27 protein-coding genes and 1 tRNA gene are annotated in these 24,895 nt (G+C 57.3%); 22 read left to right on the top strand and 6 right to left on the bottom strand.

The features are described from left to right. Positions 1 to 8 precede the first annotated feature (8 nt). From I6N98_RS09575 to I6N98_RS09560, 4 genes are all read left to right on the top strand, one after another. Entirely contained in the window at positions 9 to 1,112 is a 1,104-nt protein-coding gene (locus I6N98_RS09575; protein ID WP_198568174.1) for an MBL fold metallo-hydrolase, read from the top strand. Then, a complete protein-coding gene (locus I6N98_RS09570; RefSeq protein ID WP_198568173.1) occupies positions 1,112 to 1,555 on the top strand; it encodes an HIT family protein in 444 nt (147 codons plus the stop codon). The genes I6N98_RS09575 and I6N98_RS09570 overlap by 1 nt, the downstream gene beginning before the upstream one ends. A gap of 94 nt (positions 1,556 to 1,649) precedes the next feature. Then, the gene (locus I6N98_RS09565) at positions 1,650 to 2,522 is read left to right on the top strand and encodes an amidohydrolase family protein (protein ID WP_198568172.1); all 873 of its coding nucleotides are present in this window, start codon (positions 1,650 to 1,652) and stop codon (positions 2,520 to 2,522) included. A 32-nt stretch (positions 2,523 to 2,554) separates the two neighbouring features. Beyond that, positions 2,555 to 2,998, top strand: a complete 444-nt coding sequence (locus I6N98_RS09560) for a nuclear transport factor 2 family protein (RefSeq protein ID WP_198568171.1) — start codon at positions 2,555 to 2,557, stop codon at positions 2,996 to 2,998. Positions 2,999 to 3,324: 326 nt separating this feature from the next. Here I6N98_RS09560 and I6N98_RS09555 read toward each other — a convergent pair whose 3' ends face one another. Further along, a complete protein-coding gene (locus I6N98_RS09555) occupies positions 3,325 to 5,130 on the bottom strand; it encodes a cation:proton antiporter (protein WP_198568170.1) in 1,806 nt (601 codons plus the stop codon). A 148-nt stretch (positions 5,131 to 5,278) separates the two neighbouring features. On the opposite strand from I6N98_RS09555, the gene rdgC reads away from it, so the two are divergent. Continuing rightward, on the top strand, positions 5,279 to 6,202 hold the full coding sequence (gene rdgC / locus I6N98_RS09550; protein ID WP_198568169.1) for a recombination-associated protein RdgC: 924 nt from the start codon (positions 5,279 to 5,281) through the stop codon (positions 6,200 to 6,202). A gap of 302 nt (positions 6,203 to 6,504) precedes the next feature. Here rdgC and I6N98_RS09545 read toward each other — a convergent pair. Then, a tRNA-Ser gene (locus tag I6N98_RS09545) sits at positions 6,505 to 6,592 on the bottom strand. Positions 6,593 to 6,987: 395 nt separating this feature from the next. Here I6N98_RS09545 and I6N98_RS09540 point away from each other — a divergent pair. From I6N98_RS09540 to I6N98_RS09490, 11 genes are all read left to right on the top strand, one after another. After that, the gene (locus I6N98_RS09540) at positions 6,988 to 7,386 is read left to right on the top strand and encodes a hypothetical protein (RefSeq protein ID WP_198568168.1); all 399 of its coding nucleotides are present in this window, start codon (positions 6,988 to 6,990) and stop codon (positions 7,384 to 7,386) included. 107 nt (positions 7,387 to 7,493) lie between these two features. Beyond that, positions 7,494 to 8,162 (top strand): MBL fold metallo-hydrolase, encoded by a 669-nt coding sequence (locus I6N98_RS09535; RefSeq protein WP_273475406.1) that lies wholly within the window; start codon positions 7,494 to 7,496, stop codon positions 8,160 to 8,162. Continuing rightward, the gene (gene moaC, locus I6N98_RS09530) at positions 8,155 to 8,652 is read left to right on the top strand and encodes a cyclic pyranopterin monophosphate synthase MoaC (protein WP_198568167.1); all 498 of its coding nucleotides are present in this window, start codon (positions 8,155 to 8,157) and stop codon (positions 8,650 to 8,652) included. Before I6N98_RS09535 ends, moaC begins: the two co-directional genes overlap by 8 nt. Next, positions 8,649 to 8,894 (top strand): molybdopterin converting factor subunit 1, encoded by a 246-nt coding sequence (gene moaD, locus I6N98_RS09525; protein ID WP_232787295.1) that lies wholly within the window; start codon positions 8,649 to 8,651, stop codon positions 8,892 to 8,894. The genes moaC and moaD overlap by 4 nt, the downstream gene beginning before the upstream one ends. A gap of 5 nt (positions 8,895 to 8,899) precedes the next feature. Beyond that, positions 8,900 to 9,364: a molybdopterin synthase catalytic subunit MoaE gene (moaE, locus tag I6N98_RS09520; protein WP_198568165.1), complete on the top strand. Its 465-nt coding sequence runs from the start codon at positions 8,900 to 8,902 to the stop codon at positions 9,362 to 9,364. A 200-nt stretch (positions 9,365 to 9,564) separates the two neighbouring features. After that, on the top strand, positions 9,565 to 10,041 hold the full coding sequence (locus I6N98_RS09515) for a flavin reductase family protein (protein WP_198568164.1): 477 nt from the start codon (positions 9,565 to 9,567) through the stop codon (positions 10,039 to 10,041). A 56-nt stretch (positions 10,042 to 10,097) separates the two neighbouring features. Then, entirely contained in the window at positions 10,098 to 10,664 is a 567-nt protein-coding gene (locus I6N98_RS09510; RefSeq protein WP_198568163.1) for an NUDIX hydrolase, read from the top strand. 128 nt (positions 10,665 to 10,792) lie between these two features. Continuing rightward, the gene (locus I6N98_RS09505; protein WP_198568162.1) at positions 10,793 to 11,701 is read left to right on the top strand and encodes a PhzF family phenazine biosynthesis protein; all 909 of its coding nucleotides are present in this window, start codon (positions 10,793 to 10,795) and stop codon (positions 11,699 to 11,701) included. Continuing rightward, complete coding sequence (locus tag I6N98_RS09500) at positions 11,698 to 13,122, top strand: DNA recombination protein RmuC (RefSeq protein ID WP_198568161.1); 1,425 nt, start codon at positions 11,698 to 11,700, stop codon at positions 13,120 to 13,122. The genes I6N98_RS09505 and I6N98_RS09500 overlap by 4 nt, the downstream gene beginning before the upstream one ends. A gap of 54 nt (positions 13,123 to 13,176) precedes the next feature. Next, positions 13,177 to 13,671 (top strand): thioredoxin-dependent thiol peroxidase, encoded by a 495-nt coding sequence (gene bcp / locus I6N98_RS09495; protein WP_198568160.1) that lies wholly within the window; start codon positions 13,177 to 13,179, stop codon positions 13,669 to 13,671. A 10-nt stretch (positions 13,672 to 13,681) separates the two neighbouring features. Beyond that, positions 13,682 to 14,116, top strand: coding sequence for an OsmC family protein (locus tag I6N98_RS09490; RefSeq protein WP_198568159.1), 435 nt, complete (start codon positions 13,682 to 13,684; stop codon positions 14,114 to 14,116). 50 nt (positions 14,117 to 14,166) lie between these two features. Here I6N98_RS09490 and I6N98_RS09485 read toward each other — a convergent pair whose 3' ends face one another. The 3 genes from I6N98_RS09485 to I6N98_RS09475 are packed head-to-tail and all read right to left on the bottom strand — an operon-like array spanning position 14,167 to position 16,840. Beyond that, the gene (locus I6N98_RS09485; protein WP_198568158.1) at positions 14,167 to 14,592 is read right to left on the bottom strand and encodes a YkvA family protein; all 426 of its coding nucleotides are present in this window, start codon (positions 14,590 to 14,592) and stop codon (positions 14,167 to 14,169) included. A gap of 55 nt (positions 14,593 to 14,647) precedes the next feature. Further along, positions 14,648 to 16,351, bottom strand: a complete 1,704-nt coding sequence (locus tag I6N98_RS09480) for a class I adenylate-forming enzyme family protein (protein ID WP_198568157.1) — start codon at positions 16,349 to 16,351, stop codon at positions 14,648 to 14,650. 9 nt (positions 16,352 to 16,360) lie between these two features. Next, positions 16,361 to 16,840 (bottom strand): nuclear transport factor 2 family protein, encoded by a 480-nt coding sequence (locus I6N98_RS09475; RefSeq protein ID WP_198568156.1) that lies wholly within the window; start codon positions 16,838 to 16,840, stop codon positions 16,361 to 16,363. 222 nt (positions 16,841 to 17,062) lie between these two features. Here I6N98_RS09475 and yajC point away from each other — a divergent pair, with 222 nt between their 5' ends. From yajC to I6N98_RS09460, 3 genes are all read left to right on the top strand, one after another. Next, complete coding sequence (gene yajC, locus I6N98_RS09470) at positions 17,063 to 17,401, top strand: preprotein translocase subunit YajC (protein ID WP_198568155.1); 339 nt, start codon at positions 17,063 to 17,065, stop codon at positions 17,399 to 17,401. Positions 17,402 to 17,563: 162 nt separating this feature from the next. Continuing rightward, positions 17,564 to 18,565, top strand: coding sequence for a D-cysteine desulfhydrase family protein (locus tag I6N98_RS09465; RefSeq protein ID WP_198568154.1), 1,002 nt, complete (start codon positions 17,564 to 17,566; stop codon positions 18,563 to 18,565). Positions 18,566 to 18,595: 30 nt separating this feature from the next. Further along, positions 18,596 to 19,963 carry an alanine/glycine:cation symporter family protein gene (locus I6N98_RS09460; protein ID WP_198568153.1) on the top strand — a complete coding sequence of 456 codons (1,368 nt, stop codon included), beginning with the start codon at positions 18,596 to 18,598 and terminating at the stop codon, positions 19,961 to 19,963. An 86-nt stretch (positions 19,964 to 20,049) separates the two neighbouring features. Here the strand turns inward: I6N98_RS09460 and alr are convergent, their stop codons facing one another. Continuing rightward, a complete protein-coding gene (gene alr / locus I6N98_RS09455; RefSeq protein WP_198568152.1) occupies positions 20,050 to 21,183 on the bottom strand; it encodes an alanine racemase in 1,134 nt (377 codons plus the stop codon). Positions 21,184 to 21,286: 103 nt separating this feature from the next. Here alr and I6N98_RS09450 point away from each other — a divergent pair, with 103 nt between their 5' ends. From I6N98_RS09450 to cysB, 3 genes are all read left to right on the top strand, one after another. Continuing rightward, positions 21,287 to 22,762, top strand: a complete 1,476-nt coding sequence (locus I6N98_RS09450) for a trypsin-like serine peptidase (protein ID WP_198568151.1) — start codon at positions 21,287 to 21,289, stop codon at positions 22,760 to 22,762. A gap of 73 nt (positions 22,763 to 22,835) precedes the next feature. Next, the gene (locus I6N98_RS09445; protein ID WP_198568150.1) at positions 22,836 to 23,804 is read left to right on the top strand and encodes a 5'-nucleotidase; all 969 of its coding nucleotides are present in this window, start codon (positions 22,836 to 22,838) and stop codon (positions 23,802 to 23,804) included. A 38-nt stretch (positions 23,805 to 23,842) separates the two neighbouring features. Next, positions 23,843 to 24,817 carry an HTH-type transcriptional regulator CysB gene (cysB, locus tag I6N98_RS09440; protein ID WP_198568149.1) on the top strand — a complete coding sequence of 325 codons (975 nt, stop codon included), beginning with the start codon at positions 23,843 to 23,845 and terminating at the stop codon, positions 24,815 to 24,817. The last annotated feature ends 78 nt before the right edge of the window (positions 24,818 to 24,895 follow it).

The raw sequence follows: 24,895 nt of genomic DNA, 5'->3' as shown, positions 1-24,895 counted from the left end.
CTGATTTTATGAGCGCACAAACAATCAAGGGCCTGACCTATCCCTACCCGGAACCACCGGGTAAAGGTGAGTGGATCGAGATGGCCCGGGGCGTGTACTGGTTGCAGATGGCCTTGCCGATGGCGCTGGACCACATCAACCTCTACGCCATAGAAGATGATGACGGCTGGTGGGTCGTCGATACCGGCATGAAGTGGGGGGACACTCAAGAGCGCTGGAAGCTGCTGATCGAGGGGCCCATGGCAGGCAAGCCGCTAAAAGGCGTCGTTTGCACCCACATGCACCCCGATCATATCGGTCAGGCGGGGTGGTTGTGCCGGGAATACAACGCTGCGCTGTACATGAGTTTTGGCGAGTATTTCACCGCGCGGGCGCTTACTCAGGAAGACCACGCCGGGGCCGACTGGCGGGTAATAGAACACTTCACCTCGGCCGGCGTCCCCTTTGAGCAAGTTCAGCAGATGGGACGCAAATTCCGGGGCTTCGGCGCTATTGTCGAGCCCATGCCCGGCTCCTATACCCGTTTGACCGACGGTGACAGCCTTGCCATTGGTGGTCGGCAGTGGCGGGTGATCACAGGCAGCGGGCATTCTCCGGAGCACGTGTGTTTATACAGCGATGAAGACAAGCTGATTCTGTCGGGGGACCAGATCATTCCTCGTATCACATCTAACGTAAGCGTTATGCCTCAAGAGCCCGAGGGCAATCCCCTCAAGCGGTGGTTGGAGTCATTGGCCTACTTCATTGAGCAAACTCACCCCGATACCCTGGTCATGCCCGCTCACAATACGCCCTTTTACGGTATTCACACCCGCTTGAAGGCACTGATCGATCACCATCGCGGTCATTTGGCGGCGATTGAAGATGCCTGCCGGGAGCCAAAGTCGGCGGTAGAACTGTTTCCTGTATTGTTTGCCAGAGAGATCGGCAAAGATCAGTTGGCCATCGCCCTGGGCGAGTCCATTGCCCACCTGCACTACCTGTATGCGGAAGGCCGGCTGGAGCGACAGCGGGACGAGCAGGGGGTGCTGCGCTACCGCAGCGTCGACCCGGATCACTGCCCCTATGCGCCGGCTGACCTCACCGATGAAGACGTGCCCATGGAGGTGTAATGCAGGACGCTGTATTTGATGATCCGCACGGCCACGACCCCAATTGCATTTTCTGCAATATCATCGCTGGCAACGCGCCCTGTCGAGAATTGTATCGGGACGATACCCTGATTGCCTTTCTCGATATCGCACCGGTGCAACCGGGCCACACCTTGATCGTGCCGCTGCGACACCACGTCGATATGTTCACCATGAGCGACGAGGAAATGGCCGCAGTAGCCCGCTTTGCCCGCTATATGGCGCCCGTGGTGAAGTTAGTCACTGACGCCGACGGCCTCGGGGTTCATCAGCTCAATGGCGCGGCGGCGGGGCAGACGGTATTTCACTATCACATGCATTTGATCCCCGCCTTTGAGGGCAAACCGCCCAAGATTCACGGTCGCGAGCCCGCGCCCGCCGAGGAGCTGGACGCCATGGTGGAGGCACTGCGCCGGGGGATGTGACCGCTTTTGTCCATGCCCTGGCGTTTTATGATATTGAGCGGGGCGGGACTGCTCTCGACAATGGCCATCAACGATACCAATAAGGAGGCCAATCATGCCTATGCCCACTGACATCTCGGTGATCGATCTTATGCTTAGTGTCCCTGGCGAGGACAATAGCCAGTGGTACGAGTTTATGAAGCCGCTGCTGATGGACGAAGAGAGCCGCATGATGTTCAAGATGCCGGCTCAGTATATGTTCAAGGACATCCCTGATACCGGCAAAAAAGAAGACTACATCGCTTACACCATCGAGCAGATGGACAAGCACAACATCGGCATCGCCATGCTGGGCATCGACGACCACAACGAGGTCGCCAAAGAGGCCTTGCGCCGCCACCCCGACCGTTTTATTTGCAGCCTTGAGGCCAACCCCAACAATGGCATGGACGAGGTCCGCAAGATCGTTCGGCTCCACGAGGAGTTTGGTATCAAGGCCGTCACGGGTTTCGCGTCTGGCCTCTGCCCCCAGGTCCCCTACAACGACAAAAAATGGTATCCGATTTACGCCAAGCTGGTGGAGCTGGATATCCCGTTCTGCCCCTGCGTGGGTGTGCCCGGCCCCCGTCTTCCCATGGCGCCCCAGAAAGTGGAGCTGTTGGACGAGGTGTGCTGGTTCTTCCCCGAGTTAAAAGTGGTGATGCGTCACGGCGCCGAGCCCTGGGAAAAACTGGCCTGGAAGCTGATGCTGAAGTACCCCAACCTGTACTACATGACCAGCGCCTTTGCGCCCAAGCACTACCCGGAAGAGATCGTCAATTTCGCCAACACCCGAGGTGGCGACAAGGTAATGTACGCGGGCTATTTCCCCATGGGCTTGTCGCTGGATCGTATTTTCCGGGATATGCCCAACGTGCCCTTTAAAGATGAAGTCTGGCCCAAGTTTTTACGGGAAAACGCCATTCGGGTCTTCAAGCTGGATCAATAACCATAACAACAGACCGCCTCAGGGGGTAAGCCATGGCTATCAGCGTGCAGGAGTTGTCAGACCGCGCCGAAATTCAGGACCTGCTGTTCCACTATGCAGATATTATCGATCGCTGCGCCGCCGAAGAATTGCGGCCCCTTTTCACTGAAGACGCGCAGATCGATTACAGCGCCTTTGGTGGCTCAGTGGGGGATGTCGATACCACGATTGCCTTTCTAAAGGAGGCGATGCCGGCGTTTTCTAATACCCAACACCTTAACGGCAACATTCAGATTAAGGTGCAGGGGGACAGCGCCGAGGGCCGGGTGATGTGCTTTAACCCGATGGAGATGCAAATCGACGACAAGCCCCACGTATTTATGTTGGGGCTGTGGTACGTCGACAGCTACCGCCGGGTGGATGGCGATTGGCGCATTGCCAGCCGCCGCGAGATTAAAAGCTGGGTGTTTAACACGCCGGAGTTTATGGCCCTGTAGCGGTTAGCTAGGGCCTGTTCACACTAATTGCATAGTGCCTGTTGTGACTAAAAATTCGCCAATCAAGCGGTTCCCCGCCGGGACGTGAGGAGAGAGGTTTGGTCATTCCAAATGAATGACTAACAACGAAGAGTGGTGGATTTTTAGCCACAACCCGAAGGGCTGGGGCCATTTTTGCCCCCAGCGTTGTTGTACCCAAAGCACTCGCTGCGCTCATGGGGCAGGCTCTCGGTCGCTTATTTGGAGTGACCAAACTGCGCTTCCTCCGCCTAGCTGGAGGCAAAAATGACCGCCAGCAGGCTCAATGCAATTAGTGTGAACAGGCCCTAGGCACTTGCAGGCTCTGGCGTCTCCTTTGCGGTCTCCGGCGGTACAAAGCTGATCACGGTGTCGCCTTCCTGCAGACGGCGGCCGTCTTTACTGGCCCATTCCAACTTGCCGTTCTCAGGAATCACGGCCAGCCGTACCGCGCCTTCAGGCAAACTCTGTAGAAATTTCTCCTGATCAAAACTCTCGGTGATGCCGGTTTTTCGTATCACCCAGCCCTGGATCAAACGAGTCCACATTTCCGCGTAGGACACCGGCTGTGAGAAGGCGGTAATGCCCCGGCGGGTCTCCGGTACAATATGTTTGAGCCCCTCGCTGCCACTATCGTAGGGCTGAAACACCCGGTGACGCCCCAAGTGAGGCGCGTAGTGATTGCAGACCATTGAGTTGTAGTGGTTGTTGCCGGTCGCCGCTAGCACGGTGTAGATGTTGTCCAGCGCCATCGCTTCCTCGGCCATGTCAGAGAGTATTTCGCCAAACCAGGTTTCCAGGCCCTGCTGCCGGGCGTTTTGCAGTCGCCCCCAGTCGCTGTCGGCAATGATCACGTCTTGTTTTATATTCTTTAGCGCCAGCCCCAGCTCGATGGCCCAGGGTGAGGCGCCAACGATCAGTACCCGACCCTTACCGGGTGAGCCCAGCTTGAGCAGGCGGGTCAGCGGCCCCAGCGAGAAGCCGTGGGCGATAACCGTAGTGAAGATCACCATAAATACCGCCGGCACCAGGTAACGGGCATCGTCGAAGCCGGCATCCACCAGTGCTGGAGCAAAGGCACCGGCCGATGCCGCCGCCACCACCCCGCGGGGCGCAATCCAGCCGATTAAAATCCGGTCACGCCAGTTGCAACCGGCTCCCAGGGTGGCCAAGTACACCGCCAGCGGTCGCACGATAAACAAGAAAGCCAACACCATCAGCATCAATGGTAGGTGGATAGTGCGCAGGTCCTCCATCTGCAGGGATGCGGTCAGTACCACAAACAGGAATGACACCAGGATTAAGGTGAGGTACTCCTTAAAGCGGCGCATCTCATCCAGGCTGCGCAGGCGCATATTGCCCATCACGATGCCCATCAGAGTGGTCGCCAGCAGACCGGATTCGTGCTGTACCAAGTCTGCCAAGGCATAGACCGCCAATACACAGGCAATGACGCAGGGGGCTTTCAGATACTCGGGAATCCAACCCCGGCGAAAACTGTGCCCCAGCCCATAGGCGATCCCGCCACCCAGGGCAAAGGCGGTGGCGATGGCTAGCCCCAGGTTAGTGGCTATCTGGCCCAGCGCCGGCCCCTCGCCGGAATAGAGCAGATATTGGTAGACCAGCACCGCCAACAGCACGCCGATAGGGTCGTTGATAATGCCTTCCCATTTCAAATACGACGCTGTGCGGCGATTGAGTTTGGCGTGCTTGAGCAGCGGCATAATTACCGTTGGCCCGGTCACCACCATGATGGCGCCGAGGAGGGCGGCCACACCCCAGTCCAACTGGCCGACATAGTGGGCCACCGCAGTGCCGATGCCCCAAGCCAGCACCACACCGACGGAGGTCAGCCGCCGGGTAACCTTGGCGGTCTCCCGCAATTCGTGGAACTGAAGATTGAGCCCCCCTTCAAACAAGATGATGGCCACAAACAGCGAGGTGACGGCCTTTAGGCCGGCGCCGAAGTCCTGCTGGGGTTGTATCCAGCCGGTGAAGGGGCCCAGTATCAGTCCCCCGGCGGCCAGCAGCACGATGGCAGGCAAGCGAAAACGCCAAGCCAGCCACTGACAAAAGATCCCGGCCACCAGAATCGCGGTAAGTGAAAGCGTCATAAAACCCCAACAAGCGTTTGAAAGTGGGGTAAAAGATGGCACGTCGCTCCGGGGGAGTAAAGCCAATCTCGCAGACCGCGCCGCGGTGTTCAGTGCTGGCGGGAGTCGCTACAATGCGCGGCCCAAAACCGTGCCGACAGAGACCGTTATGTGGTTTAAAAATCTCCTCGTTTACCGATTTACGCGCCCCTTCGAGCTGACAGCGGAAGAGCTGAACGACAAGCTGGACGCCATGAGTTTTACCCCCTGTGGCTCTCAGGATCAGCTCTCAATGGGCTGGGCAACACCGCTGGGTGATGCCGGCAGCGAGCTTTGCCATCCCTGTAACGGCTATATCATGCTGTGTCTGAAACAGCAGGAAAAAGTGTTGCCCGCCGCTGTGGTAAAAGAATTCCTCGAGGACAAGGTGAAGGAGATTGAGGCCAACGATGGCCGCAAGCCCGGTCGCAAAGAGCGCAGTCAGCTTAAGGATGAAATCCTGTTTGATCTGCTGCCCAAAGCTTTTGTCCGCTCCCGTCGCACCTATGCCTATATCGATACCCGGGACAATTTGCTGGTGATCGACAGCCCCTCCCACAAACGGGCAGAGGACCTGATGGTGCTGCTCCGCGATTCACTGGGCAGCCTGCCGGTGATTCCCCTTCAGGCCAAAAACACCGCCCAACACGTGATGACCGACTGGCTGGTAAACAGCGCCCCCGCGGGCTTTGAATTCGGTGGTGAGTGCGAGTTAAAGGACAGGGCCGACGAGTCGGCGGTGATCCGCGCCAAGAATCAGGACCTGCATTCCAAGCAAATCCAGAGTCACCTGGAGTCGGGGATGTTTGTCAGCAAGCTGGCGCTGCACTGGCAGGGCGGCATCGACTTTGTGGTGGACGACCAATTGACCATCAAGCGCCTCAATTTCGACGACATGATCCGCGATAAGGCCGATGACATTCACAGCGACACCTTCGCCGAGCAGTTTGACGCCGATTTCAGCATTATGACCGCGGAGATAGCCCGCCTGTTGCCAGCGGTGCTGGAGGCGTTTGGCGGTGAGGCTGAGAGTGAAGGGGAGCAGGCGGCCTGACAGGGGCTTTGCCTCCCTGCAGGGCGCCGTCGGCGTCTAAAATGCCGTGCATTTTGTCGACCCCTGGCGAGGGTTCTCACCCAGCCCGTCATCGGTAAATAAAAAACCCGGCATGAAGCCGGGTCTTTTATTTATGGCGGTGAGGGAGGGATGGATCAAATCAGGCGAAGGCCTGCTTTGCCCCCTGCGGGGCGCCTTCGGCGTCCAAAATGCAGCGCATTTTGTCGAACCCTGGCGAGGGTTCTCACCCAGCCCATCATCGATAAACAAAAAACCCGGCATGAAGCCGGGCTTTTTATTTATGGCGGTGAGGGAGGGATTCGAACCCTCGGTACGTTGCCGTACACACACTTTCCAGGCGTGCTCTTTCGACCACTCAGACACCTCACCGAAGAAGGTTTCAGGGGCCGTCTTGGCACGTGGGTAAGTGCGCAACTCATTGGGCCCTGATTCAGAGGGCGGCTACTCTAACGAAGTTTTTCCACAATGGCAATTGCAAGTTTTGGAGGAGGTCGGGCCTTTCGATCCGAGTCTTGCTGATTTTTGGTGCGCATAAAATCCGCATGCTCGTTTGTAGTGCCAGTACAACAGTGTTGCGTGGTGGGAGGACTGCTAATGCCGGTTTATTGCCCCTAAATAGATGGAATAACTTTTGCTGTAAACAAGATTACATAGCAAGTGTTCGGTTTTGTTCACCGGACCTAGGATTGCCCTTAGTGAGGGCTTGCGAGGTACTGGTACGCACGGATGCGTTGTCTGATCTCCAACATATTTAAGGATGCCCAATGGTGTATTCCCCGGAAATGGTGGCATTACTTCAACAACTGCGTTCACGCATCCACGCTGAATTTGGTGTGAAGATACGATTGGTGGACCCCGATTTATTGCCTTCCCTTGGGCAAATGGGGCACAAGAGCCGTGATCCTTTTACCCGCAAGACCATCGTCAAAGTGATGGACATGGCGGAGATCCCCTACAAGTTAGAGGACAAGGCGCCTCAACGTGTTCCTGCGCAAGCGCCAGGAAGTCAACAAGCCTCAAATAGTGAGGGTAGGGAAATGACCTACCGGGGCACCAAAATCTACCGGGATAAACCGCTGCCCCCCCAGCACAGCGCCGGATCGGGCAATATGAACTCACCGGTGAAAAAGCAGATGTATCGCGGCCAAGTGGTTAATAAATAAAGCTTTATTCCTTTCCTTGCCGGCGCCTCGCCACCTTTGGCCTATCCCGGACCGGCCCTTGTCCATTATCATAGACACTTTGATTTAGTCGATAAGGGCATAGCGCTTTGAGTAGTACAGCCAGTGAAAGCGGTTTGAAATGCGGTGTCGTACCGGTCACCGCCTTCCAACAAAATTGTTCCATCTTGCAGTGTGCAGAGACCAAGAAACTCGCTGTGGTGGATCCCGGCGGTGACTTGGATCGCATCGAAGCGGGCATGCAGCAGATGGGCGGCGAGTTGGAGGTGATTTTTCTCACCCACGGCCATATGGACCACTGCGCCGCTGCCGATGTGATGCGGCAAAAATACGGCGTTAAAATTATCGGTCCGGAAAAAGCCGACAAGTTCTGGATCGATCAGCTGCCTGAAAACTGCCGGATGATGGGCTTTCCCCACGCCGATCCCTTTACCCCCGATCAATGGCTAGAGGACGGCGATACTGTCCAGTTGGGCGCGCAAACCCTGCAGGTGATTCACTGCCCGGGGCACACCCCGGGTCACGTGGTGTTTTACCACCAGCCCAGCAAACTGGCCATCGTCGGCGATGTGCTGTTCCAGGGCTCGATTGGCCGCACTGACTTTCCGATGAGCGACCACGGCGCGCTGATCAGCTCCATCAAAGACAAGCTTTGGCCTCTGGGGGACGACATCACTTTTATCCCCGGCCACGGGCCAACCTCCACCTTTGGCCAGGAAAAACAAACTAACCCTTTTGTGGGCAGTCGCTATGGGTAGCACAGGCGATCAACTGACCCACTTCGATGCCGGTGGCAACGCCCGGATGGTGGATGTGACGGAAAAAGCCGTCACCGAGCGTATTGCCGAGGCCGAGGGCGTGGTGACCATGTTGCCCCAGACTCTGGAGCTGATTGCCCGGGGCGATCACAAAAAGGGTGACGTGTTGGCGGTGGCGCGGATTGCCGGTATTCAAGCGGCAAAAAAATGCAGCGATCTGATACCCCTTTGCCACCCTTTGATGCTGTCTTCGGTGAAGGTGGACTTTGAGCTCGACGAGTCTAATAACCAAGTTCGCATTGCCGCTCGTTGCAAGTTGGCCGCCCAGACTGGCGTGGAGATGGAGGCCCTGACCGCCGTCTCTGTAGCGGCGCTGACTATTTATGATATGTGTAAAGCCGTGGATAAGGGCATGGAAATTGGTGGCATTCGGCTGCTTAGTAAATCCGGCGGCCGCTCCGGTGAATGGCAAGCCGAGGCCAAAGCGTGAAGGTCTTGTTCTTTGCCAAACTGCGGGAGCAACTGGGTAGCAGCGGGCTGGAGCTGGATATACCAGCCTGCACGGTTGCCGAGCTCAAGCAGGCGCTTATTACCCACAGCCAGGGTGCATGGCGCGAAGCCTTGGAGCAGGACAATTTGATCTGTGCCGTCAATCAAGGGGTCGCCCACGACCAGCGTCAGGTCGAACCTGGCGACGAAGTCGCCTTCTTCCCGCCGGTGACCGGAGGCTAGAGCCCATGAGCTTCGAGGTGCGGGTACAGGAGGCCGACTTTGATGTCGGTGAGCTAAGCCGCTCGCTGTTGGCCAATTCCGATCACATCGGCGCTATGGTGCATTTTATCGGCACCATGCGCAGCACCAACGAGGGGAGCGACGTTCGGGCCATGACCCTCGAGCACTACCCCGGTATGACGGAGCGCTGCATCGAGGAAATCCTCGAGCAGGCTCGACAGCGCTTCGGTTTGATCGCCGCCACGGTAGTGCACCGGGTCGGCGAGATTTTGCCCCAGCAGCAAATTGTCTTTGTCGGTGTCTGTACCTCACACCGCCACAGCGCCTTTCAGGCCTGTGACTTCATTATGGATTACCTGAAATCCCAAGCCACGTTTTGGAAGAAAGAGCTACTGGCCGACGGCAGCAGCCGCTGGGTCGATGCCCGCCACAGTGACGCTGAGGCTCTTGAACGCTGGTCCACACCTTGATCTGAAACACGGTTTTTAGCCCATCTGTCACCCAGAAGGACGAGGAGAGGGGCAGGCTTTTGCGCCAATCGCGGGTGTATAATGGCGCAGTTCCAACGATTGCCTGGCAATCACCGGCGGTGAGGCTACCGACCCCAAAAAGCCAAAACACAAGCCTCAATGACCAAAGCGATAATACCAAAGCCATAAAAAGGACCGTTATGAATTTTGATCCCCGAGCATTCCGCGACGCCATGGGCCAATTCACCACCGGCGTATGTGTGATTACTGCCAACCCACCGGGCGTCGCCCCCTTTGGAATGACGGTCAACTCCTTTGCCTCGGTGTCTCTGGACCCGGCGCTGCTGCTGTGGAGCTTGCGCAACGATTCGGAATGCTACGAGGCCTTTGCTGCGGCCAAACGCTTTGGGGTCAATGTGCTATGCGAAGACCAGCAACACCTGTCTAATCAATACTCCAAGAAAGACGACCACCAACTCAACCCCGAGCACTTTCGCATCGGTAAAACCGGCGTGCCCGTATTGAGAGGGGCGTTAACCAGTTTTGAATGCGATATCTGGCAGCGCTATGATGGCGGAGATCATATAATATTGGTGGGCGAAGTCCTGGAGATGGACTGCCGACCCAACGGCAGGCCTTTGGTTTTTCAGGGCGGTCGTTACAAAGCGTTGCGGTAGCGGAGTTGGATATCCGTGCGCCGGCGCACGGATAACAACAGGAGTCCTCCCGGGCGATGAAGTTTTGCAGTGAATGTGGTGCCTCTGTGGTATTTGAAGTACCCGCTGGAGATGATCGCCACCGCTATATTTGCCGTCAGTGCGACGTTATTCATTACCAAAACCCCCGCATTGTCGTTGGCTGCCTGCCGGTAGCCGGCGACAAGGTGCTGCTGTGTCGCCGCGCCATCGAACCCCGCCACGGTTTCTGGACCATACCCGCCGGCTATATGGAAAACGGCGAAACCATGTTGGAGGGCGCGCTGCGGGAGACCCGGGAAGAAGCCGCCGCGACCGTCGAGAACGAGCAGCTCTACCGCTTGTTTGATATTCCCCACATTAATCAGGTCTATGTGTTTTACCGCGCCGATTTGGTCGGTGATTTTGGTATTGGGCCAGAGAGCCTGGAATCCCGGCTTTTTGCCGAAGACGAGATTCCCTGGAGCGAGCTGGCGTTTCCCATCGTGACCGACGTCTTGGTGGACTTCTTTGCAGACCGTCAAAAACATCACTACCCGATTCGGGTGACCAAGCCTGGCCCCCTATGGGCGGAGCACACCGGTCACAAGCCGTCAAAAATTTAGGGAACCTGTGCTGATTCATCAGGCTTTGCCAGCTTGTGCAGCGGTTTCCTGACCCTGCGCTGATCCGGGCTACCTAAAATGGCTCGGGTCTACTAGCATTAAGGCAACAATAACGACGAGGGTCTGTCATGGAATGCGCATTTTTGTTGGTCGACGTATTTACCCATCAACCTTTTAGCGGCGCTCAAATCGCGGTATTTCCTCGGGCCGGAGAGCTCGATGAAGGGCAGATGCAAAGTCTGGCTCGGGAGATGAATCAGAGTGAGACGGTATTTGTGCTACCGGGAAGCCAGGGCTGCGCCGCAGAGTTGAAGGTGTTCTCGCCGTTGTCGGAAAAAGATATTGGCAGCCATACCACTGTTGCGGCGGCCTATGCCCTGGCCCATATCGGTGCCTTGCCTCAGACTGATACGACCCACGTTAGTTTTCTTCAGCACGGGCAGACTTTGTCGGTGACACTGGCGCACACCGAGACCGGGCTGCAGACTCAGCTGACCCGTTCTGTGGAGCCCAGCATTGATCGCTATGTGCCCGATTATAGCGAGTTACAGGGTATTCTCGGCCTTGGGGAACAGGACCTTGAACAAGTGAAATCCCGTCCCCTGTTTGTCAGCTGCGATACCCCGTATCTGGTGGTACCGCTGCGCAGTATGGCGGCGTTGTATCGCGCCCGGTACAACGCTGAATCCTGGGCTCAGAGCAGCGCCTCCTCGGTGCCGGTCAACGAAATACTGGTCTATTGCAGCGAGACCGAAAATCCCCAGGCAGACTTTCACTTGCGATTAGTCGGCGGCCAAATTGCAGATCACGACGATCCTCCCGTGGGGGCCGCTGTGCCGGCCTTTGCGGCCTACCTGTGCCAGACCCAGACATTGGCCACAGGCACCCACAGCTTGTGGGTAGAGCGAGGTATGCAGCAGCGCCGGCAAAGTTTGCTGAAAGTGGAATTTGCCCGTAGCGAAACCGCGCCTTTGGAAGTTAAAGTGGGCGGGGACGCTGTTGTAGTAGCTGAAGGGAAGATACGCAAACCTCAATGACTGGAGAACTACTATTACCCGCCGCTCTGGCGGGCGCTTTTCTATTGCTTGGCTTAGTCGTCGGTGTGCTTATTCAAGCGCGCTGGAATCGCCAGTCCCAACGTGAATGGCAGCGTGAAAAGGCGACTCTGGATACCCAACTGACTGAGCTTCAGCAACTCCGGGAGCGCGAGCAGAGAGACTTGGCGGTCGCCCAAACCCAGCAACAACAGGATAGTGAGGCATTGGCCCGGAGCCGGGAAGAGGAGAAAGACGCGGCCGAAAAGCTCTCAGCATTGCGGGAACAGCTGGCGCGACAGGAAAGCGATTACCGCCACCTTCAAAAGTCCACTGACGAACAAATTACCCTGCTCAGCGATGCCAAAAAGCAGCTCACCGAACAATTCGAAAGCTTGGCCAATCGCATCTTTGACGAGAAAAGCCAGCGCCTGCAACAGAGCAGCCGCAGTGCCCTGGAAACCTCCCTGCAACCCTTCAAAGAACAGCTTAAAGCGTTTCGGGAACGGGTGGACCACATTTACGACACCGAGAACCGTCAGCGGGGCGAGCTCAGGGAGCAGTTAAAAAGCCTGCAGGAGATGAATCACAGCATCAGCCGGGAAGCGCAAAACCTGACCCGGGCGCTAAAGGGCGACAATAAGGCCCAGGGCAACTGGGGCGAGGTGATACTGGAGCGGGTGCTTGAGGAATCCGGTCTTAGAAAGGGCCACGAGTACGAGACTCAGGTCAGCTTTACCGACGACAGCGGTCGCCGTCGCCAACCGGACGTGATTGTACGCCTGCCCGATAACAAGGATATTGTCATCGACGCCAAGGTCTCACTGGTGGCCTATGAGCGTTACTGCAGCGCCGAACTGGACAGTGACCGACAGCTGGCGCTGCGGGAGCACATCCAATCTATCAAAAATCACGTCAGTGGTTTGAGCACCAAGGCCTACCAGCATATAGAGGAAATCCGCTCACTGGATTTTGTGTTTATTTTTATTCCGGTGGAGGCGGCCTTTATGGCAGCCTTTGAACACGATCCAGATGTGTTTCGGCAAGCGTATGAGCAGAATATCATTGTGGTCGGCCCCACCACCTTGTTGGCGACCCTGCGCACAGTACAAAGCATCTGGCGCTACGAGCGGCAAAACCAGAACGCCGAAAAAATCGCCAAGGAGGCCGGGGGCCTGCACGATCAGTTTGCCCTGGTGCTCGAGTCCCTAGAGGATATTGGCAAACACCTGGGCCGCAGCCGGGACGCCTATGAAAAGACCCTGGATCGCTTAACTCGGGGTCGCGGCAACCTGGTGGGCCGGGTTGGGCGCCTCGAGGCACTGGGTGCCAAGGTCAAAAAAACACTGCCCCAGCGCTTGGCAGAGCGCGCCGATCTGGAATCGGATCTGTCGGATATTGATGAGGACGATCAAACGTCGTAACTGCTACTCGCTGCACAGTCAGTGAACAAGATTTCAAACTAGAAGGAGAGACCCGTGGCATTCCCCAAAGTTGGCAACCTCGCTCCCGCTTTCACGCTACCGGATCAAAACGGTAAAAAAGTGAGCCTGAAAGATTTCAAAGGTAAAAAGAATGTGGTCTTGTACTTTTACCCCAAGGCCAAAACACCGGGTTGCACCGTTCAGGCTTGCGGTATTCGCGACAGTTACAAGGCCTTTGAAAAGAAAGACACCGTGGTATTGGGTGTTAGCCCCGACCCGGTCGATAAACTCAAAAAATTCGAAGAAAACCCCAAAAAAGAAGAAGCGCCTCTCAACTTCACGCTGTTGTCCGATGATGGTCATGCCATCGCTGACAAATACGGCGCGTGGGGGCCTAAAAAATTTATGGGCAAGGAGTTCGACGGCATCCTCCGCACCACCTTCATAATTGGCAAAGACGGGCGCCTCAAGCACGTCATGGATAAGGTCAAGACCAAGACCCATCACGACGATGTATTGGCATTAATCGATGAATTAGGCCTGAGCTAGCGAGTACACCATGCAGAATCTACCCCATCACTACAGCGTCAGTGCTGCCGCAGACAATGGCCCCAATGTCGCTAATACCGCCACCAATCTGCCGCCCCTGACTGTGGCCGCGCCGGCGGAGTTTGACGGCCCCGGCGATCAATGGTCGCCGGAAAGCCTGCTGTGCGCAGCCGTAGTTAATTGTTTTATTTTGTCTTTTAAGGCCATTGCTCAGGCATCCCGCTTTGAATGGCAAAAACTCGACTGCGAGGTTACCGGTGTGCTGGATAAAGTTGAGCGCAGCATGCAATTCACCCGCTTTGATCAGCGGGTTTGCTTGACCATTGCCGACGAGGGGCAGCGCGACAAGGCCCTGAAGCTGCTGGAAAAGGCGGAACAGCATTGTTTGGTGAGCAACTCGCTCAATGCTGACGTCCACCTCGATTTGGATGTCAGAGTCGCGTAAAGAAACGTCTTTTTTGCGGTGTAGGGGGCGATACCGCAAACTGGCAGCAACTAGGCGTCTGGCGGCGTTGCATCTTCTTCTGGTTTCAGCGTCGTCGTTTTGTATTGCCGGTATTTATCCAGATCCTTGCCAATCAGGTCCAGGCACAACTTCAGTACCACCGCGTCATCCAGGAAACCGGCTACCGGAATAAAGTCGGGAATCGCATCCAGCGGCATAAAAATGTAAAGGAGGGCAGTGGCCACCGAGCCGATTGACCACCAGGGGATTTCTCGGTAGCTGCCTTTAACATAGTCCTGTATCAGCGCGAACAGGGTTTTGACCTGCTCCAGATAGGGTGCCAATGACGCGCTGTGAACGACTTTATCGAGTATGCGCTCCCGTTTGTTGAGCGCCTCTTCCAGGGCTTGCTGGTCGGTTTTTTCCGCCCCTTCATCCAAAATGCGCTGGGCGCGCTTTTGAGAGAATAATTTCATGCTTGATTCGCCGTCGCCGGGTGATCCTCCGATTCTAGCAGCGGGCACAGCGGCCTCAAGCGGTTTTGTAGGTAGCCTGTAACTCAGTTTTAAGAACTTTGCCTGCGGGGTTGCGGGGCAGGGGAGCCTCCCGCAACCAGATGTACTTGGGCAGTTTGAAGGCCGCTAATCGGTCACCGAGAAAGTGACTGATATCGCCTTCAGCCAGAGACTCGCCGTCGCGTAGTTTCACTACCAGGCCCGGGACCTGTCCGTAGTGCGGGTCATTCAGGGCAATGACGGCTGCCTCTTGTACCTCGGTCATTTCACTGAGACAGGCTTCGATCTCGGCCGGGTAAATATTCTCACCACCGCGGATTATCAGGTCCTTACTGCGACCCTCCACAAAGACAAAACCCTCATCGTCGATATAGCCAATGTCGCCAGTATCCATCCAGCCGTCGACAAACAGTTCGTCGTTAGCTCGGGTGCGCTGCCAGTAACCTTGTATATTGGTGGCGCTGCGCAGCCAGATTTCACCGCTCTCGCCATCGGACAGGATGCGACCATCCTCACTGCGAGTTTGGAAATCCACTATCGGCGACAGTGTGCCGGCGCTATTGGGCTTGTAAAGGTAGGCCTCGCCAGTGCAGTTTGCGCATGTGGCATTGCTTTCGGTCATTCCGTAACCGGTTCCTACATAGGAGCGAGGCAGGTGCTGTTCTATGGCCTGTTTGAATGCCGGTGGGCAGGCGGCGCCACCGCCGCCCAGCGAGAATAGACTGCTGGTATCTGCATTGTGGAAACTGGGGTGTTTCAGCAGAGATTCCACCATGGTGGGAGCGGCACTAAATATTGTGATCTTTTCATCGGCGATCAGCTCAATGGCTTTTTGCGGATCCCACTTGTGCATCATGACCAGCTTGCGGCCGCCCCGGAGATTGAGCAGAAACGCCGCGTAGCAGCCCGAGACATGGAACAATGGCACCGCCAGCAGCGTGCTGGGAGGGTGCCCGGAGCTCATCATGACCTCGACGGCGCCGGGATTGGCCATGGCAGAACAGATGGCGTGGAACTCGAAATTCACAATCGCCTGAGTAATATTGTCGTGGCTGGACATCGCCCCCTTGGGGGTGCCGGTGGTGCCGGAGGTGTACATAATTTGGACAAGATGGTCGCCGCCATCATTGAAGGACGGCGGCATCGGCTGCCCCAGGGCCGGTGCCAACAGCGCCTCGTACTCTATGGTGTTAGTGCCGGGCGCGGCCTTGTCATCAATTCGGGCCAACACCGCTCGGCAGCCCAAAGTGGGCAGGGCGTCGGCGATATAGCGATAGCGCTCCCCATCGCAGAACACCACCACGGCGCCGCTGTCTTCCAGTCCAAAGTGTAGCTCCCTGGCCTTGCCCCAGGAGTTCAGCGGTACCACCACGGCGCCCAGTGAGACCACGGCCGCGTAGACTTCCATCCACTCGGGGTAGTTGCGCATGGCGATGGCCACCCGATCCCCAGCTGTGACATTTAGGGTATGGACTAATTGATGGGCGAGGGCATCGACCCGCTGAAAAAACTCTCCAAAGGACCGGCGTTGCCCGGCGTAGACAAGAAACTCGGCGTCGCCGAACTGCCGGCCCTGGTCGATAAGCTCCCGCATCGAGGCCGGAGCCTGGCGGTAGCGCTTCAGCCCATCGGCGCCAGTGACAATTTCAAAGGGCGCACCAGCTGCAGTGAGCTGAACGGTGGCGTCCCGCAGGCGGGAGACGATATCACTGTGGTCCATGCGCGCTACTTACTGATTGGCAAACATATTGTGGGTAAAGTTCAGTGTCTCCGGTATCGGCGCATTGATGGTCTCCATAATGCGGCTGTACTCGGTGCGGCAGATTTTCCAATCGCCGTGTTCCAGGCGATAGTGATCCTGATAGATCGCGGTACCGAACAACATCCAGTTCTGTTCCCGATTAAACACCAGATCCTGGAGATACCAGGTGCCCGTGGCAGCGTCGTTGTCCAGCAGCTCGATTTCCGGGTGATGGCAGTTGTGCATAGTGAGCACCTGGGCGCTATCCATATGCTGGCGCAGGCCGTCCACCAGGGCGCGGCGGCCGTCAAAGCTGTATTTGCCACCGTCATAGCGAGCGACGCAGTCTTCGGTCAGAGTGCTTTCCAGCAGCTCCCAGTCGTGGCAATCCACCGCCCGCAGGTAGACATATTTAAGCTTTTTGATGGCCTCCACTTCGAGCAGAATAGTACTGGCGTCTGTGTGCATTGTTATTGTCCTGTCCGTTCTTTAAAAGCCAGTCTACGATTGCTGTGGCGGGCCGGCATATGCCTCAAATGGACGAATAGCCGCTCTCGGCAAGTTTCTGGACACAAAGGATAACTTAGGGGATAGCTCGATAAGGCTCGGCTCCTTGTTGTAATATGGCGGGCCTGCGATGACGCCGTGCCTCATCGCCGTCTCTTTCATTGGACAATTTAAGGACCCTCAATGAGCTTTTTCATTTCCCAGGCCCATGCTCAAGGCGGCGCGCCTGCCGGAGCCCCTCCCGGCGGCGAACTGTTTCAAATCGGTTTTTTGGTGCTGATGTTCGGGCTATTTTACTTTATTGCCATTCGCCCACAGCGCAAGCGCCAAAAGGAGCATGCCGCTATGGTGGCAGCACTGAGTAAGGGTGACGAAGTCGTGACCCACAGCGGTATTCTCGGCAAGATCGTCAAACTGGAAGACGACTATTTGGTACTGAATGTGTCCGAGAATGTCGACCTGAAATTCCAGCGCAACGCGGTGCAAGCGGTGCTGCCCAAAGGCACGCTGAAGGCGATCTAAAGGCATTGGTATCTTACTGCGCGTGGCCCGGCTTGCGAGCTGCGCGCAGCTCGGACATAGTGTATCGATCGTCTAAGGCGGGACCCGGCTCATTCAAGCTCAGTCTTCCAGGATTGTCTGAATAGCGATAAGAGCATGGTCCCAAACCCCAAAGGGCCCACAATGATCGATCCACGGAATTGTCGACCACCGCGCCTGATGTTGGCGCAACTTCCTACCCCACTGGTGCCTCTCGACCGGCTCAGCGCCTCGCTGGGCGGTCCAAGAATCTGGATCAAACGGGATGACCTCACCGGCTGCGCTCTGAGCGGCAACAAGATTCGCAAACTCGAGTACAGTTTGGCCCAGGCCCTGGAAGAGGGCTGCGATACGGTCATAACCTGCGGCGGCCTGCAATCCAATCATTGCCGCGCCACCGCCTTGCTGTGCGCCCAACTGGGCTTGAGCTGTCACTTGCTGTTGCGGGGTAAACCGTCTGGGGAAGCCGACGGTAACCTGCTACTGGACCAGTTGGCCGGCGCGTCGATTTCTTACTTTGAGCCCCGTGAGTTTCAGCAAAATCTGCCGCAGCTGTTGGCCGACTGCCAGGACGACTACCAGCGGCGCGGCCACCGGGCGTTTGTGATTCCCACCGGCGCCTCTGATGCCATAGGCGTATGGGGTTACTTCTCCGCCGCTGGGGAGTTAGCCGATGACTGCCAGCGGGTGGGCATTCAACCCCAACATATTGTTTGCGCCACCGGTTCCGGCGGCACCCAGGCAGGTTTGACCGCCGGCGCTGCCAGTTTTTTGCCCTCCACTCAGGTTTGGGGAGTCAACGTTTGTGACGACGAGGCCTGGTTTTTAAACAAAGTGGGTCGGGATTTGCATGACTGGCGGGAGCGCTACCAGTTGGATGTAGATGTGCCGTCACTGTCTGTGAGGGTCATAGATGGCTACGTGGGACCCGGTTACGCCATTGCCGAGGCGCCAATTTTTGACTGTATTGCTGAGCTGGCCCGCCGCGAGGGGCTGGTGTTGGACCCGGTATACACCGGCAAGGCCTTCTTCGGCATGTTGGAGGAGCTCAAGGCCGGGCGCTTTGGTGATAGTGGCGACATCGTCTTTGTCCACACCGGCGGCATATTTGGGGTTTTCCCTCAACGGAGCGGATTTGCAAAGTAAAAAATACGACAACAAACACTAGGACGCACTATGGAACAGATCAGCGCATTGGTAACCGCCATAAATGGCGTGGTATGGGGGCCGCTGATGCTGGTGTTGATTCTCGGCACCGGCATTTGGTTGATGGTGGGGCTGAGATTGATGCCGCCCCGCAATGTCATCCTGGGTTTTCGCCTATTGCTGCGGGGGCGCACCGACACCCAGGGCGAGGGCGAGATCAGCGCTTTTCAAGCGCTGATGACCTCGCTGTCCGCCACCATCGGCACCGGTAATATCGCCGGCGTGGCCACCGCCATTGCCCTGGGTGGACCCGGCGCGCTGTTTTGGATGTGGTGCACCGCGATTGTGGGTATGGCCACCAAATACGCCGAGGCAGTGTGTGCGGTGCATTACCGGGAGCACGACAGTGAGGGCAACTTCAGTGGCGGCCCAATGTATTACATTAAAAATGGCCTCAGCAAAAAGTGGCATTGGCTGGGTGGCTGCTTCGCCTTCTTCGGTGCTTTCGCGGGTTTCGGCATCGGTAATACCGTGCAGTCCAACTCGGTTGCCGACGCCATGCACAACACCTTTGGTATACCCGATTGGCTGACGGGGCTGGTGCTGATGGTTGGGGTTGGTCTGGTAGTATTGGGCGGTGTAAAACGCATCGCCCGGGTCGCCGGTGTATTGGTGCCGGTGATGGCGATTCTCTACCTCAGTCTCGGCGTACTGGTGCTGGCACTGAACGTGACCGAGATTCCTGCACTGTTCGTGCTGGTGGTGGACGCGGCCTTCAATGGCACTGCCGCAGTGGGCGGCTTTGCCGGTGCTGGCGTAGCGGCAGCCATTCGCTTTGGTGTTGCCCGGGGGGTGTTTTCCAACGAAGCGGGGCTCGGCAGTGCGCCCATTGCCCACGCCGCCGCCCGCACCAATAATTCGGTCAAGCAGGGCATTATCGCCATGCTGGGCACCTTTATCGACACCATATTGGTGTGTACTGTCACCGGTTTTGTGATTTTGCTGTCGGGTGAGTGGCAAACCGGAGAGAGTGGGGCGGCGCTGTCCTCCAATGCCTTTGAAGCACTGATTGGCGGCGGTCACGTTATCGTGGCACTGGGTTTAGCGGTGTTTGCCTTTACCACTATGCTGGGCTGGTCTTACTACAGTGAGCGCTGTGTGGTGTATTTCTTTGGCAACCATGCGGTGAAGCTGTTTCGCTTGGCCTGGGTGGCGGCCATTCCCCTGGGGGCGCTGGCCAATCTCGGCTTTATCTGGTTGCTGGCGGATACTCTGAACGCCCTTATGGCGATCCCCAACCTGATCGCATTACTGCTGCTCAGCCCGGTAGTCTTTAAGCTAACCCGGGAGCGTGTGCCACTGATTAAACAAAGCCTGCAGGACAAGGCGACGGGCTGATGAGCCTGAGATTGTCCGCAATACACCGCTGAGTAGAGACCGTAGCTGACCTAAGACAGAAAAAGGCAGGAAAAAATACGGTGTGCTCAGCGGTGATAGCGGGCCACTCGCTCGGTGACCCGGGTGAAAAGCTCATAACTGATGGTGCCGCAGTGCTGCCCGACTTCGGCAGCGGGCAGTCCTTCGCCCCACAGGGTTACCTCATCACCCACGCTGACATCCACAAGATCGCTGATATCGACGGTTAACAAATCCATCGATACCCGGCCCGCCAACGGTGCCCGCTGCCCCTTAATCAGCAGGGGAGTCCCATCCGGTGCGTGGCGGGGATAACCGTCGCCATACCCGGCACCGACCGTGGCAATGCGGCGGGGCTGGGTGGCTCGGTAGCGGCGGCTGTAACCAATGCCTTCGCCGGCCGCAATATCCCGTATCGCGACAATGCGGCTTTTAAACGTCATGACTGGTTTCAGCGCCAAGTCGCCGGATAGTGTATTGGTTGGGTCGTCCCCGTAAAGCATGATGCCCGGGCGCAACCAACTGCCGTGGCTGTCGGGGTGGGCAATAATACCGGCGGAATTGGCCATGGACAGCGGCACCTCTCCGAATTGCCCGCTGCACTGCCGCATGCGAGCGACCTGCTTGCGTGTCTCGCTGGGGTCGGGGTCATCGGCGTCGCTAAAATGGCTCATATGCACAATATGGCCTATGCCCGGTGCGGCCGCCAGCCGCGGATGCGAGCGGCAGAAGGCTTCAGGGCTCATGCCCAGCCGATTCATACCCACATTGAGTTTAAGCCAAACCGACAAGGGCCGTGGTAGTGACATGGCAGCGAGCTGTGTCGCCACATGTTCATCGTGAACGACGGTCTCCACGCCATTGTCAGCACACCACCGGTACTGAGCTTCACCCAGCCGCGAGCCCATCAGCACAATTCGGGCCTCGGGCAGTTGTGCCCGCAGACATTGGGCCTCAGCCAGCCGCGCCACACCAAAGCCATCTACAAACGGTGCCAATACGCGGGTAGCCCAATTGGCACCATGACCGTAGCCATTGGCCTTGACCATAGCTAATATGCGACAGTCTTTTCCCAGACGGCGCACCACTCTGACATTGTGTTGCAATGATTGGCTGGAAAACTCCACCCAAGTCGTGGTGTTTTCGTCGCGCTCGGTCGTGGCACAAGTTGGCGACGAGGCGTGAGTAGGGGTGTTGTTCAAGGTGCTGATTCCAAAAAAAACGGTCCGTCACAACAGACACTGGCTGTCATATCGTCAAGAGTCTACCGGGCAGTGGCGCGCGGCGACAGGGTTATGTCCCCCCTTGGCTGCAGTTTGCTTGCTTGCCGTGCTGATCGTGATGATGCCGGCGGCGACCGCCCAGCCTTCGTGCCCGGCGGCGGCCTATCCTGTATTGTCATCCCCCAGCCTGCATATCAGCGACGAAACCGCCTCACAACTGTTGGCCAGCCGGCACCTGGCGCCTCGTTGCAGGGAGCTTGCCGCTGATCTGGCTCAGTTGTATTTTTGGGGTGCCGGTGGCGAACAACCAGAACTCAAGCGGGCCTGGTATTTTGCCAGCTTGTCGAAGCGGGACGGCCGGCTCCACAGCCGTCTGCGAGTTTTGGCAGCGGCATTTTCTCTGGCGGGTCTGAATCGCAATATGTCTGCCGACGAGGCTCTGCGGCGCTTCAACCGGGAACTGCAATCTGAAGACCTGCTGCGACGCGACAAGGCCTACGCGGTACTAAATCAATTGCAGGTGTTTTTGCCCCGGGTCAGTCTGGAGGGGCAGTCATTGTTTTACGATCACCGCCGCACCCAAGCCGCGCCACCCGCTAGCCAAGGACTGAGTGTGAATCCATCGGCCAGTATGGTGCTCCTCGCCGATAAAAACGGCCTGCCTGATTTGCGCTGGCTTGGGACTGGGGGATTGCCGCCCACTACAAGAATCTACAACGCTGGTGACGAGCGGGAGATGTTTTATCCCAAGGGGGTAGCGAGTGACACCCTGCGCTGGCAGCGTTGGGATCGGCGGTCCCCCTCAGGTGTGCTGTACAGTGGTTTTGGTTTCGCCAATGGCGACTACAAAGAGAGCCGTTGTACAGCAACCGCGATTGCTCCCCGCTGGCTGCTTACCGCCGCCCATTGTTTGTTTGCCAGCGACAGAGACATTCAAAGCAAGGGCCAGTCCAAATTGGAAGTGCTGCGCTTTGCTGGCCACGGCGCCGACAGGCCGGCATTGGTCGAGGTAGAGTCCGCCTGGATTCATCGCCGCCACCGGCGACAGGATTTGGCGGCAAATCGGCTTGCCGCCTACAGTGGCTCCGATATCGCCGTTTTACGGGTCGCTCAAGGGTTGGCCACCACGCCTATTCGCAGCTTGGACTCCCTGGCCGGTCGCGCCGATATACAGGTTCGCAGCAGTGGCTTCCCGCGAGATAAATCAAACGCTGGAGTGTGGGTCAATCATTGCCGGGCCGGTTTGGTTCGCCCGGGTGAGGGGGAGTTGATGGATTTGTACGCCATGAACTGTCCCTTTTCGGTCGGGCAGAGTGGGTCGCTGATGACGGCCAGGGAGGAGGGGGCGGGGACCGGGCCCGCCCAGGGCAGTGCGATCGGTGTGCTGTCCGCCAACCTGTCTACTGACACCCACAAATCGGCAATCTTTGCCGCTTTCAATCACGACATCATCAGTGACATCAAGCGGCTGTTGTCTCCCGATGACGCTCCCCGCTACCTGGTGGAATTCCCCATTGCCGGCCCCACTGTTGCCACTACATCGGAGCTTGCCAACTAACTCCCTGTGTTGCTTGCTCACAGCCTTATTGTATAGTGGCTGCTGACATCGCCTCTCACACACAGGGAACTGCATGCCTACAGGCTTCGAGGACAAACTGGTCGTTGCTATATCGTCCCGCGCGCTGTTTAACCTCGACGAGAGCCATCGGGTTTTTGAAAGCCATGGCCTGGACGCCTATCAGCAGTATCAGATTGAACACGAGGACGAGATTCTTGAACCCGGCGAGGCCTTTGGCATTGTCGAGCGCCTGTTACAACTCAATGAATTACTGGATCGGGCGCGGGTTGAGGTCATCCTGCTGTCGCGCAATTCTGCCGACACCGGTTTGAGAGTGTTTAACTCCATCGAGCACTACGGGCTGAGTATTAGTCGCGCGGCCTTTAGCGGAGGGGAGAGTCCCTACCGCTATGTATCGGCCTTTGGCTGCCATCTGTTTCTTTCGACTCACGCTGAGGATGTGCGCCGGGCACTGGACAACGGCGTCGCCGCGGCAACCCTGATGCCCCGGACCAATAAATCCAACCATTCCCAACGGCGTGAGCTGCGCTTTGCCTTCGACGGCGATGCGGTGCTGTTTTCTGACGAAGCCGAGCGGGTGTTCAAGCAGCAGGGCTTGCAGGCTTTTGCCGCCAGCGAAGCGGCTGCCGCCGACCGGCCCCTCAGTGGCGGTCCCTTTAAGCCTTTTTTGGCGGCCCTGAATGTTTTGCAATCCGAGTTCTCCTCGGACGATCCGCCGATCCGTACCGCTTTGGTCACTGCCCGCTCGGCACCCGCCCACAAACGGGTGATACGCACTCTGAGGGAGTGGAATATCCGTATCGATGAATCGCTGTTTCTCGGCGGCCTGGACAAGGCCGAGTTTCTGCGGGCCTACGGTGCCGATGTATTCTTTGACGACCAGCAAGGGCATGTGGAGTCTGCCAGCCAGCATGTCTCGGCCGCCCATGTTCCCCACGGAATCGCCAATGCCAACAGCGACGACGTGACTGCCTCGTCGACGGACGAGGCTGCGGCCCAGCAAACTCAAAACAACAAATAATCCGCGGCCCAGTGCCGGGGTGATATAGAGGACATACCATGAAGTTGCAGCAGTTGCGGTATATCTGGGAAGTGGCCCACCACGACATGAATGTCTCGGCCACGGCCCAGAGTCTGTACACATCCCAGCCTGGTATCAGCAAACAGATTCGCATGCTGGAGGATGAACTGGGGGTAGAGATTTTCGCCCGCAACGGCAAGCACCTGACCCGCGTGACTCCCGCTGGCGAGGCGATCCTTAAAACCGCCGGCGAGATACTTCATAAAACCGAGAGTATTCGCCACATTGCCCAGGAGTTTAAAAACCCCACCAAAGGCAGCCTGTCCATCGCCACCACCCACACTCAGGCCCGCTATGCACTGCCTCCGGTCATCAAGGCCTTTATCGAGCGCTACCCCGATGTCTCCCTGCATATGCATCAGGGTACGCCCATGCAGATTTCAGAGATGGCGGCCAATTTCAGCGTCGATTTCGCTATTGCCACCGAGGCTCTGGAGCTCTACAGCGACCTCATTATGATGCCCTGTTACGGCTGGAACAGGACCATACTGGTGCCCAAAAACCACCCCTTGGCACAGGTGGATCGCCTCAGTATCGAAGACGTTGCCGCTCATCCCATAGTGACTTATGTATTCGGCTTTACCGGCCGCTCCAAACTTGATGATGCCTTTAGTAAAAAGGGCCTGGAACCCAAAGTGGTGTTTACTGCCACCGATGCCGATGTCATCAAGACCTATGTCCGGCTCGGGCTGGGTATTGGTATTGTCGCCCATATGGCCCACGACCCGGTGGCGGATCACGACCTGCTGGCACTGGATGCCAGCCACTTGTTTGAACCCAGTGTCACCAAAGTGGGCTTCCGCCGGGGCACCTATATGCGCAAGTTTATGTACGATTTTATCGAGCTGTTTGCCCCCCACCTGACCCAGGAATTGGTTGACCGGGCCTATCAGTGCCACGGCAAGGCCGAGCTGGATGAGCTGTTTGCCGGCATCGATCTGCCGATCTACTGACCGCTGAATGCGACGCCCGGGCCCGTGGCGATTGCTTTCTCACCATCAAGCCGCTAGATTGTGCCGCAATTTTGACCT

The sequence above is a fragment of the Spongiibacter nanhainus genome (genome assembly GCF_016132545.1).
Classification (GTDB): domain Bacteria; phylum Pseudomonadota; class Gammaproteobacteria; order Pseudomonadales; family Spongiibacteraceae; genus Spongiibacter; species Spongiibacter nanhainus.
The sequence above is the reverse complement of the archived record's forward strand: the minus strand, read 5'-3'. Positions and strand labels throughout refer to the sequence as shown.